We start from the raw sequence: 9,814 nt of genomic DNA, 5'->3' as shown, positions 1-9,814 counted from the left end.
GGACGTCCAAGACGCGGATCTCGGCGACCCGGTCGAGCCGGAACATCCGGTGGTCCTCGGAGGTGCGGCACCAGGCCTCGAGGTAGGTGTGGCCCCGGGTTCGCATGCCCCCGGTCACGCCTCGGGTGCGGCACACCGGCGCGAACGCGAGGAGGCCGCATCCGGGGCAGCCGCGGCGGCTGCGGCCGTGGCTGCCGCGGCGGCGCAGTCGGCCCGGCGACGGGCCGTCGAAGCCTTCCCGACCCAGGTCGAGCGGGACACCGCCGCCGACCGGATCTCCCCCACGGAGGCCCGAACGACCTCCTGACCGGCGGCCGCTCCGGCCGCCACCCGCCCCGGCAGGTCCCGATCGGGCCGCCGGGGCGTGCTTCGATCCGCGGCCGGCGTCCACTCCGCGCACGCCCCCACCCCACCCCGAACGGTCGTCACCGTGATGACGGCCATGCCCTCGTCCGTGGTGATCTTCCCGCGCGATCACGAGTGCGGTTGTGCAGGTGGTTGTGCGGGCGCGGGTTCGCGCCCCGGGCGTGGACGCCAGCCTCCACAGGGCCTACGGTGGCACATCAGCCACCCCGCAGCCACCGCCGCCCCACCCCCTCTGACCAGCCGCGACTCGCTCGCACCTACGCCTCCCGCGCCACCGCGCAGCACAGCCCCGCCGGCCCTCGCCGGCCGCCCGCCCGACCGCCCCGCCGCCGCTCCGCACCCGGTCGCCACCGGAACCGGCCTGGCGGCGGCGGGTTCCGGGCATTCCATCGGATTGGTCACCCAGCGCACCGAGGGCCTACCGTAGAGTGAGCACAGATGATCGACCGTCAGAAACCCATCTCCCTTTCCGAGAAGCCGAGATGACCAACCGTCACAGGAGTTCCGCCGAGCCGCCCCCGGGGCCCGGCGAGCCGGCGGACGTACCACTGGAGTTCACCGCCTTCTGCGAACTCCACCGCCCCCGGTACCTCAGCTACGCGCACGTGTGGCTGACCGAGCACAGCGCCGCGGCCGCCGCCGTCCAACAGGCCTTCGCGGAAATCGCGGTGCACTGGCGGGAGTTGATGGGCAGCTCCAACCCGACCGCGCACGCCTGGGAGATCCTGCGCGGCACCGTCGCCGACCACACCCGCAGAGTGACCGCAGACCCGGACCGCCACCCGGCGGACGACGACCTGGCGATCCTGCACTACGTCGTCGGCCTCGCCGCCCCCGAGATCGCCGACGTCATCGGCACCGACGCCGCCAGCGTCGCCGGACGGCTGCGCCGCACCATGCTGCGCGAGGCCTCCGGCTGGTGACCCCACGCCCCGGCCCGGCCCTTCCCGGCCCTTCCCGGCCCCGCTCTTCCCGGCCCGGCTCTTCCCGGCCCGGCCTCAGACCCGCTCGCCCGTCACGTCGAACAGATGGTGCACCGGGTCGTGGATCAGGTACCGGGAGAACGACTCGACCGTGAACCGCGCCCCGTCACTGCGGTTCCCGGTCCGACCCCACTGCGCGCCGGCCACCCGCTCGAAGGCCACGGCGAGCCTCTCCGCGGCCTCCGCCAACTCCCCGGCCACCACCACCGGGTCCTGCGCCCCGTAGCGCTCGGCGACGGCCGTCCCGTCCTGGTCCCAGTTGGGGAACAGCGGGTCCTCCCGGTCGAGCATCAGGCCCAACCGGACGTCGAACAGCCGGAAGACGTCCCGGACGTGGCACGCGTACTCCAGGTCCGACCACACCCCCGGCGCCGGCCGCCGACGCAGCCCGTCCACGTCCCCCGCCAGCACCGCCAGCCAGCCCTCCGCGTTCGCCCGGACCATCCCGGCGACCTCCTCCCGCACCACCCCCGGGGTGTCCAACCCGCAGTCCGGGCAAGGGCGTTCCAGCACCCAGGTCCAGTCCTTGGTGTCGGGGACGATCCCGCCGTCGGTGGCGGCGGGAGTAGCGGCGGCCGCGGTGGCGGTGCCGATCGGCGCGTTCTCGGCCCGGGTGCTCTCAGGAGTGCTCATGGGCCCAGCATCCCCGCCACCCGGGAAGCCCCACCAGCGGCAATGACGCCATCGGCCGCCGAAATGCCGCCACCCCGGCCACCTCGGCCACCTCGGCCACCTCGCCGACCCAGCGCATCATCCGGCGCGCGCCGCCAACACACGCCCCCGCCCGCCGGCGCACCCCAGGACAAATGCGTGGACGAACAGGAAACCGGCCGACCATCCTGAACACCATGGCCACCGACCACCCCGACCTCGCCGCCCTCGCCGTCAAACCCACCCTGCACGGCCCCACCATCCGCCTCGTCCCCCTCGACGAACGGCACACCGACCCCATGTGGGAACTCTGCACCGACGCAACGACCAACCGGCTCACCGGCACCCGCACCGCCTTCACCCACCACCAGATCCACCAGTGGTGCGCCACCCGCGCCGCCCAGCCCGACCGCCTCGACCTCGCCGTCGAAGACCCCGCCACCGGCCGCTTCCTCGGCGAAACCGCCCTCACCGACGTCGACCCCGACAACTCCTCCGCCAGCTACCGCATCGCCCTCACCCCGGACAGCACCGGCCGCGGCATCGGCACCGAAACCACCATCCTGGTCCTGCGCCACGCCTTCACGACCATCCGCCTCAACCGCGTCCACCTCGAAGTCTTCGAGTACAACGAACGCGCCGCCCACGCCTACCGCAAGTCCGGCTTCACCCTCGAAGGCCGCTCCCGCCAAGCCCACCACTGGGACGACCGCTACTGGGACGTCCTCCAGATGGCCGCCCTACGCGACGAATGGCTCGCCACTCACTGATACGACCCCCGCCCCCGCCGCCGCACCACCACCGCCACGACCACACCGACGACCAACACCAACCCGCCGACCCCCGCCCCCAACACCAACCAGACCCCGCTGTCACTGCTGCCCCTGTCCCCCTCGGGGACCATGGGCTCCACGGCGGGGTCGTCGGTCTCCTCGTCCACCGGCGGAGGAGTGCCCTTCGCTTCCATCCGCCCGACCAGCGGATTCTCCCGAGGCCCGTTGTCCACTGCGGGATTCACTTCCAGAGCCTTCGCCGGCGCGACGAGACCATAGCCGTACTGGTTGTTGGGCACCACCGTCCCGTTGGCCGGCGGGGTGGCCGACTTGATCATGCGGTTGATCACCTGTCCGGCCGACAGGTCGGGATACTTGGAACGGATGAGCGCCGCGGTGGCGGATACGTAGGCGGTGGAGTCGGAGGTGCCGTTCGCGGTCACATAGCTCGTCGGTGACTTCGCCGAGGCGTGGTAGATCCCGACACCGGGCGCTACGAGCGTCATCTCAGGACCCGACGTCGACTGTTCCCACACAGCCCCGCTGGAGTCCACTGCCCCGACTGCCACCACCCCTGGGAAGGCAGCGGGGTATCCGGCCCCAAGGCTCGACCCGGTGTTACCCGCACCAGCAACGAGCACAATGTCCTTGGAAACTGCGTAGTTGACAGCCTTTCGCAGCTGCGAGTCCCAGCGGTAGGACCCGGCGAGGGAGATGTTGACCACCTTCGCGCCGTGATCCACCGCGAATCGGATCGCCGCTGCGAGTTCGTTCTGGATCGTGTCCGGACGCTGGGAAGCACCAGGATCCGTCGGGGGACTGGAGCTGTCGGCATCTGTTGTCACCCTCACCGGGAGGATTTTCGCCTTCGGGGCCAGTCCCATCACCCCTGTCTGGCCTCCATGCCCGTGGCCAGCGATGAGGCTCGCCATCCCGGTGCCGTGACCGTCGCTGTCCACTCGACCATCCGTATTGCCACCGGAGAAATCAGCGCCGGAAAGCACCTGCCCGGTCAAGTCCTGGTGGTCCTGATTCACACCGGTATCGATCACTCCGACGATCACACCGTCGCCCTGACTCACCGGCCAGACCTTCGACTCCACCTCGAAGGATTTCAACGCCCACTGCTGGTCTCTGCTCTGATCGGCCGATGCCACCGGTACGACAAAGACCGTCATCGTCACCCCGGCGGCCAGGGCCGCCGCACCACGCGCCAACCGGCGGCTCTTCAACCTGGTCACCCCACTCGGCGAGGCATCCCGCAGGCCACCGACCTGCGGGATGCAATCAGATCACCCGTCCGTTCGCGGACCGTTTCATTCCACCACGTTCGGGTTCCTGGGCTTTGCCAACGCCCAGGTCTCCTCATCCTCGACGAGATAGTCCGGCCGCTTGCCGTCCTTTCCCCGCTCTCTCTTACGTCCTTGTGTTCCATTCAATGGGACTCCAGGAGACACACCGCTCGTACTCACCGCCCCCGACTCACTTCTGAGCCGGTTTCGCGCTCCCACACCGGACCCACCTTCGGTGAAGACCTGCTTGCCCGGTGCTCCACCGGGGTTCGCGATCTCTCCGACGCCCCCGCCCGACCTGGCCGGAGAACCCACAGCCTGCTTGCCACCAGGCACTCCACGGCCTCCGGCACCGACACCCGGGTTGGCCTCACTGGCGCCGCCGGAGGACCGACCTCCTCGCGGCCCGGGGCCCTCCACCGCCGTCGCCCCGGCCGAGATCTCCTTGCCACCTGGTCCGATCTTGCCCTGACCGACGATCGGTCCGGCCGGGGAGACAGTCGTCTGGCCCGTGGATCGCGGCGACTCCGGCCCGTTGCCATCCCCGAACGGACCAGCCATGGGACCTCCGGTCTGCACGGGATCCAGTGCAGAGGCTTGGACCCCAGCGAGTGACGGGCTCGGGACACTTCCACTCGAAGGCGGAACCGGTCTGCCATAGATACCGTTGCCGGGCCCCGGCGGGGCGGACGGCTTTGCTGGAGCTTGTGCCGTACCCCCCTTGATGCCCGGGTCGGTCGCAACCGGCGCGCTCCTCGCGATGGACCGGCCGGTCATTGGAGGCTGGGATGACCTACGTTGCGGAGGCGGGGCTGTCGTCGCCCGTGTTGATGCTCCCGCCGCTCCCACCGAGGTTCCTGACATCATCGCCGCGGCCGCCGCCGCCCCACTCGGATCGTCCTTGGATCCAGTGTCAGGAGACTCGACCCTCGCCGGCTTCTTCGGGTCGTACGGCGGCGGGGGCTTCAGGGCTGGGGTGGCGACGCGGTAGTGCATGGCGAGGGTCTGCATGATGGCGGCTGCTTCGGCCTTCTTGCGGTCGGCGATGGGGAGGTGTTCGTCCTCGTCGCCGAAGAGGGCGTCGCCGACGGTGTCCTTGACCTTGTCCCAGTTGCCGGGTTCCTCGGGCATGTCGCGTTTGGCCTTGGCCATGGCCTCGGAGGTGTTGTGGAGGGTGTTGGCCGCGTCGTTGGCGTAGGCGGCGGCGTTGTTGATGCTGGCGGCCAGGGTGAGCATGCGGGTGTGGAAGGCGTCGCTGGTGGTGCCTTCCCAGGAGGTGGCGGCTTCGGTGCTGGCCTTGGTGAGGGTCTGGCGGATCTGTTTGAGGGTGTCGGCGGCCTTGCGCCAGGGGTCGCCGGCGGCCATGACCGCGCCGGGGTCGAGGGCCTGTGCCATGGTGCGGAGTTGGGCGTGGCTGTACTTGGTGAAGTCGGTGTAGACCACGGGCGGTCGGCCTCCGTTCGGGTCCGGGCGGGCGGCGGTCAGGCGGTGGCGTTGCCTCGGGTGGCGGGGGTGCGGTTCTGCTGGGCGGTGGTCAGGCTGCTCGGGGAGGGCTGGGCGACGGACCAGCCGTCGTCGCCGAGTTTGAGCCCGGTGGCGGTGTGCCGGTCCTGTTCCTCGTAGTTGGCGGCGGTGAGGTCGGCTTTCTGCTGGGCCTCGTCCACGGCTTCCTGGAGTTGGTTGAGGACGTCGCGCAGTGCGTCGCGCATGGTGCCGTAGCGGCCGTGGATCTCGGTGGCTTCGGCGAAGGTCCCGAAGGCGTTCTTGCCGATGGCGCTGCGGCCGTGGGTGTCGGTGCCGTCGGCGTGTTTCTGGAAGTCGGCGAGCAGGAGCCGTACTTGGCCGGCGAAGGTGCGGAGTTGTTCCACTTCGACGCGGTAGCCCTGTCCGGCTCCGCCAGTCGATCCGGTACCGGTGGTCCCTGATCCCATTTCGGCGCCCCCCGTGCGTCCGTCCCTGGCGGTCGGGGCCGGGCCCCGGTGTCTCATGTCTAACACACCGGGCCCGAACCCCGCCCTGGCCGTGGTCAGTTCGCGTTCGTCCGGGCGTGCTGGGCGTCGGCGAGGGCGCGGCGGCAGAGCGAGTCGGCGTGCCGGGTGGTTTCGGGGAGGCGGTAGTGGCGGGCGAGGTGGAGGGTGGTGCGGACGGCGGTGTCGAGGCCGGTGCGGTGGCCGACGGAGACGAAGACGGGTTTGACGCCGGCCCTGGTGCGTACGGCGCGGCCGACCTCTTCGCCGGTGGCGGGGTCGGTGAGGGGGGTCCAGGAGCCGCGGGGTGCGTCGGGTTGGTGGTGGTCGAAGGTGAAGGGGGTCTTGGCGACGCCGAGGGTGCGCAGTCCGGTGAGGACGCCGAGGTGGCTGGCGAGGCCGAGGCGGCGGGGGTGGGCGAGGCCGTAGCCGTCGCAGACGACGGTGTCGGGGGTGCGGGTGAGGGCGGCCAGCGCGTCGAGGACGGCGGGGAGTTCGCGGAAGGCGAGGAGTCCGGGGACGTACGGGAAGGCGATCCGGCCGACGACGGTGGCTTGTTCGACCACGTCCAGGGTGTCCCGGTCGAGCAGGACGGCGGCGGCGGCGACGAGGTCGTGGTCGTCGTCGTAGGCGACGTCGACGCCGGCGATGAGCGTGCCGGGGCCGGCGGGGTCGCGGTCCGGGTCGTCGTGGGCCTGGACGAGCGGGCGCAGCCGCTCCTGTTCGGCGAGTGCCTGGGCCTCGGTGGTGGGCCAGTCGGCGGGGATGGGCATGGTCGGTTCCCCCGGGTGTGGTGGTGCGCGGTGTCGATGGTTCCGGTTCACCGTACCGACCGGGTGCGGGCCGTCGGCCGGGCCGGACGACCCCGGGGTGAGTCCGTGCGCCCCCTGTGCTCCCGCCTCCGGGGACTAGCCTGGACGTGCCCCTCTCCCCCGCGGGGTAGGACCACGGGACCGGCTCCACTCCCGCCCGCCCGTTTCCCCCGACGTGCGAAGGATTCCCGCCATGCCGCGCCCCTCCGTCGCCCAGGCCTGCCTCGGCTCGTTCACCGTCGTCGCCACCACGGTGGCACTGCTGGCCGTCTCGGGCGCCTCGGGCGTGCCGGCGGTCGTGGTGCTGGTGGGGTTCGCGCTGGTGCTCGGCACCGTGGTGACGGTGCTGTCGATGTCCGCCGCCGCGGCCAGGGCCGCCGCCCCGGCACCGGGCTCGGCGGGCCCGGCGGGTCCGGCGGGCTCCGCCGACGCGGCGGGAGCGCCCCGCCCCACCGCGGCCGCCGCCGGACACGGGTACGCCCGGCAGCGCTGAATCCACCGCCGGGCGCGGGGCGTGTGCCGCGTCGCCGTGGTCAGATCTCCGTGGTGACCACCACGGTCTTCGCGGCCTTGTCGTGCAGGCACTGCCGGTAGGGCCGGTCGAAGACGCCGAAGATCCCGTCGACGACCCACCAGAGCGCGGCGCAGCAGATGACGGCCGGGAGGATGAAGACGGCGGCGCGCGTCCAGGCCGCGGACGGGGTGGGCTTGTTGCCGTCGACGAGCATCGCGACGCGGATCTTCATCGCCTTCTTGCCGAGGGTCTGGCCGTCCCGGCCGAGCATCAGGGCTTCGTAGACGAGGTAGAGGGCGCAGCCGAGCCAGAACGCCTCGGTGGAGCCGTTGCGCGTGCTGAGGTCGGTGAAGGGCCCCACGACGATCACACCGATGACCTGCATCAGGATGTAGTCGATCAGGCGGGCGAGGATCCGCTTGGGCCAGGTGCCGATCGGCGGCATGCCGGGGACGGGGCCGGCGCCGGGGGTGCCGTGGGCGCCGGGGCCGTAGCCGGTGCCGTGGCCGGGTGGCGGCTGGCCGTACGGGCTGTCGCCGTAGGGGTTCTGACCAGGTGTCGGCTCGCCGTAGGGGCTTCCGCCGTAGGTGCCCTGGTAGGCGCCGGGGCCGTCGGACGGTTCGTGGGACGGGGTCGGGCCCGACGGCTCGCCTTCCGGCGTGCCGCCGCCCGGCTGCGGGGGCTGCTTGTCGAAGGAGGGCTTGCCGCCCCCCTCCGGCTGGGGGCCTGAGGGGTCGTGGGTGCTCATGACCCCGAGTAGAACATCGCACATTCTCGATGTTCGGGACATTTTGTCCGTTTTGCACGGGCCCGGTCGGGCCTCAGTCGCGCACCACCCGGGTACGGGCCGCGCGGTCCTGCCAGCCCCGCCGCGCCGCACGGTCGAACACCGGCCAGACCAGGCCGAGCAGCAGCACCGCGCCCAGCTGCCGCACGGCCCACCGGAGCAGCGAACGGCCGAGGCTCAGCCTGGTCCGGGCGGCCGGGGCCGCGGCGTCGACCACCCGGATCCGGGCGAGCCGCTTGCCGAAGGTCTGGCCGGTGCGGGCGACCGGCAGCACCTCGTAGAGCAGGCTGACGAACAGCAGGATGCCGATCAGCACGGCGATCTTGCCCAGCACCACGTCGTCCACCAGCCAGACCTGGACCTGGCGCCGGGCGAGGACGCTGGCCATCCGGGCCTGGTCGACCTTCTGCCGGAGGTGGTCGGAGACCGAGTTGCCGAGCGGGATCCCGGCGGCGACCGCGACCACCAGGAGCACCCCGGTGTCCACGGCCCGCGCGGCGAGCCGGCGGCCGAGGCCGGCCGGCCCGGCGGCGATCCGGGTCGTCCGGGCGGTGCGGGCCGCCCGGGCGGGCACGGGGACGGTGGCGGCGGACGGGCGGGGCTGGACCGCGGTCTGCCGGACCGTCCGCACGGCGGGCAGCGGCGCGGCGTGGACGGCGGCGGGAGCGGAGGCGGTCGCCGCGGCCACGGGCTTCGAGGCGGCGGCGGCCCCGGCCGGGATCTGCGCCACTCCCTCGCCGACCACGGGCACCGGCCCCGAGGCCAGGACGGCCGGCACCGGCACCTCCCGCACGGCCGCCGCCACGGCCGCGACCATGGCGGGAGTACCGACAGGGGCACCGGCGGGAGCGGCAAGGGGAACAGCAACCGGAACGGCAGCGCCGGCGGCCGGGCCTGCGGCAATCGGAGCGCGCTCGGGCTCCGCACGCCCCTGTTCTGCATCGGACGCCTCCGGGAGCACCCCCCAGGAGACCCACCGCGGTGCGTCACCCGTCTCCATCAGGCCCCGCTGGGTCCGCGGATCGGCCTGCCACCCGGACTCCTCGGCCGACGGGTCCGGAGCCTCGGCCGGAGCCGCGACCACAGCCGGGTCCGGCGCCCGGACCGCACCCCGGACCACCCCGGGCAGCGAGCCGGCGGCCCCCGGCGGCCCGGCAGCGGCGAAGCCCGACACCGGCCCCGCCGAGACCCCCGCAGCCGTCCCCGGCCCGTCGACCGTCCGGAACACCGGCCCGCCGATCACCTCCGCCACCCTCGGCCCGAGCACGAAGGACGCGCCGCCCGAGGTCTGGTCGAAGTACACCGGCCCGGTGTCACCCCCGCCCGCCGGCAGCCCGACCCGCCCCTCCGCCACCGGGGCCGAGGAGACCGGCGCCGAGGACACCGGCGTCGAGGGCACCGGGGCCGAGGACACCGGCGCCGAGGACACCGACTGCGCGAAGACCGGCTGCGAGAGCATCGGCCCCGAGGCCGCCGGATCCGGGCAGACAGCCTCCGGACACACCGGCTCCGGGTACATCGCGTCCGGGTACATCGCCTCCGCACGCACCGCCCCGGGACGCACCGGTTCCACGGCCCCCGGCCGCGCGTGAACCGGCTCCGCGGCCACCGGCACCGGAGCCCCCGCATCCGGCCCCGCCGCCTCCGGCGGCACCGCGGGCGGCGGCAC

11 protein-coding genes and 1 pseudogene are annotated in these 9,814 nt (G+C 72.8%); 4 read left to right on the top strand and 8 right to left on the bottom strand.

Translation table 11 applies throughout. The annotated features are described in order from the left end of the window. Positions 1–94 (bottom strand): annotated as a pseudogene (locus AB0E96_RS33545) (WYL domain-containing protein); the annotation flags it as partial. A gap of 754 nt (positions 95–848) precedes the next feature. Here AB0E96_RS33545 and AB0E96_RS33540 point away from each other — a divergent pair. Then, the gene (locus AB0E96_RS33540; protein ID WP_359829573.1) at positions 849–1,289 is read left to right on the top strand and encodes a hypothetical protein; all 441 of its coding nucleotides are present in this window, start codon (positions 849–851) and stop codon (positions 1,287–1,289) included. Positions 1,290–1,364: 75 nt separating this feature from the next. On the opposite strand, the gene AB0E96_RS33535 is transcribed toward AB0E96_RS33540, so the two are convergent. Further along, complete coding sequence (locus tag AB0E96_RS33535; protein ID WP_359829572.1) at positions 1,365–1,982, bottom strand: DinB family protein; 618 nt, start codon at positions 1,980–1,982, stop codon at positions 1,365–1,367. A 215-nt stretch (positions 1,983–2,197) separates the two neighbouring features. Between AB0E96_RS33535 and AB0E96_RS33530 the strand changes: the two genes are divergently transcribed. Next, complete coding sequence (locus AB0E96_RS33530; protein ID WP_359829571.1) at positions 2,198–2,770, top strand: GNAT family protein; 573 nt, start codon at positions 2,198–2,200, stop codon at positions 2,768–2,770. Here AB0E96_RS33530 and mycP read toward each other — a convergent pair. The 4 genes from mycP to AB0E96_RS33510 form a co-directional block, all read right to left on the bottom strand. Continuing rightward, positions 2,764–4,014, bottom strand: coding sequence for a type VII secretion-associated serine protease mycosin (gene mycP / locus AB0E96_RS33525; protein WP_359829570.1), 1,251 nt, complete (start codon positions 4,012–4,014; stop codon positions 2,764–2,766). The genes AB0E96_RS33530 and mycP overlap by 7 nt on opposite strands. Positions 4,015–4,089: 75 nt before the next feature. Next, positions 4,090–5,508 (bottom strand): hypothetical protein, encoded by a 1,419-nt coding sequence (locus AB0E96_RS33520; RefSeq protein ID WP_359829569.1) that lies wholly within the window; start codon positions 5,506–5,508, stop codon positions 4,090–4,092. A 38-nt stretch (positions 5,509–5,546) separates the two neighbouring features. Then, positions 5,547–5,933: a hypothetical protein gene (locus AB0E96_RS33515; RefSeq protein WP_359829568.1), complete on the bottom strand. Its 387-nt coding sequence runs from the start codon at positions 5,931–5,933 to the stop codon at positions 5,547–5,549. Positions 5,934–6,091: 158 nt separating this feature from the next. Then, complete coding sequence (locus tag AB0E96_RS33510) at positions 6,092–6,805, bottom strand: endonuclease V (protein WP_359829567.1); 714 nt, start codon at positions 6,803–6,805, stop codon at positions 6,092–6,094. A gap of 232 nt (positions 6,806–7,037) precedes the next feature. On the opposite strand from AB0E96_RS33510, the gene AB0E96_RS33505 reads away from it, so the two are divergent. Continuing rightward, positions 7,038–7,337: a hypothetical protein gene (locus AB0E96_RS33505; RefSeq protein WP_359829566.1), complete on the top strand. Its 300-nt coding sequence runs from the start codon at positions 7,038–7,040 to the stop codon at positions 7,335–7,337. Positions 7,338–7,377: 40 nt separating this feature from the next. Here the strand turns inward: AB0E96_RS33505 and AB0E96_RS33500 are convergent, their stop codons facing one another. Next, positions 7,378–8,106: an RDD family protein gene (locus tag AB0E96_RS33500; RefSeq protein ID WP_359829565.1), complete on the bottom strand. Its 729-nt coding sequence runs from the start codon at positions 8,104–8,106 to the stop codon at positions 7,378–7,380. A gap of 73 nt (positions 8,107–8,179) precedes the next feature. Then, positions 8,180–8,962, bottom strand: a complete 783-nt coding sequence (locus tag AB0E96_RS33495; RefSeq protein WP_359829564.1) for an RDD family protein — start codon at positions 8,960–8,962, stop codon at positions 8,180–8,182. 493 nt (positions 8,963–9,455) lie between these two features. On the opposite strand from AB0E96_RS33495, the gene AB0E96_RS33490 reads away from it, so the two are divergent. Then, a complete protein-coding gene (locus AB0E96_RS33490; RefSeq protein ID WP_359829563.1) occupies positions 9,456–9,737 on the top strand; it encodes a hypothetical protein in 282 nt (93 codons plus the stop codon). Positions 9,738–9,814 lie beyond the last annotated feature (77 nt).

The organism is Kitasatospora sp. NPDC036755 (assembly GCF_040636595.1).
GTDB lineage: Bacteria > Actinomycetota > Actinomycetes > Streptomycetales > Streptomycetaceae > Kitasatospora.
This window is presented reverse-complemented; position numbering and strand designations above follow the sequence as displayed.

What these genes read in the sequence shown, in the direction of transcription:
- AB0E96_RS33540 (WP_359829573.1), top strand. Translation starts at nt 849, where the DNA reads ATGACCAACCGTCACAGGAGTTCCGCCGAGCCGCCCCCGGGGCCCGGC.
- AB0E96_RS33535 (WP_359829572.1), bottom strand. Translation starts at nt 1,982, where the DNA reads ATGAGCACTCCTGAGAGCACCCGGGCCGAGAACGCGCCGATCGGCACC.
- AB0E96_RS33530 (WP_359829571.1), top strand. Translation starts at nt 2,198, where the DNA reads ATGGCCACCGACCACCCCGACCTCGCCGCCCTCGCCGTCAAACCCACC.
- AB0E96_RS33510 (WP_359829567.1), bottom strand. Translation starts at nt 6,805, where the DNA reads ATGCCCATCCCCGCCGACTGGCCCACCACCGAGGCCCAGGCACTCGCC.
- AB0E96_RS33505 (WP_359829566.1), top strand. Translation starts at nt 7,038, where the DNA reads ATGCCGCGCCCCTCCGTCGCCCAGGCCTGCCTCGGCTCGTTCACCGTC.
- AB0E96_RS33500 (WP_359829565.1), bottom strand. Translation starts at nt 8,106, where the DNA reads ATGAGCACCCACGACCCCTCAGGCCCCCAGCCGGAGGGGGGCGGCAAG.
- AB0E96_RS33495 (WP_359829564.1), bottom strand. Translation starts at nt 8,962, where the DNA reads ATGGTCGCGGCCGTGGCGGCGGCCGTGCGGGAGGTGCCGGTGCCGGCC.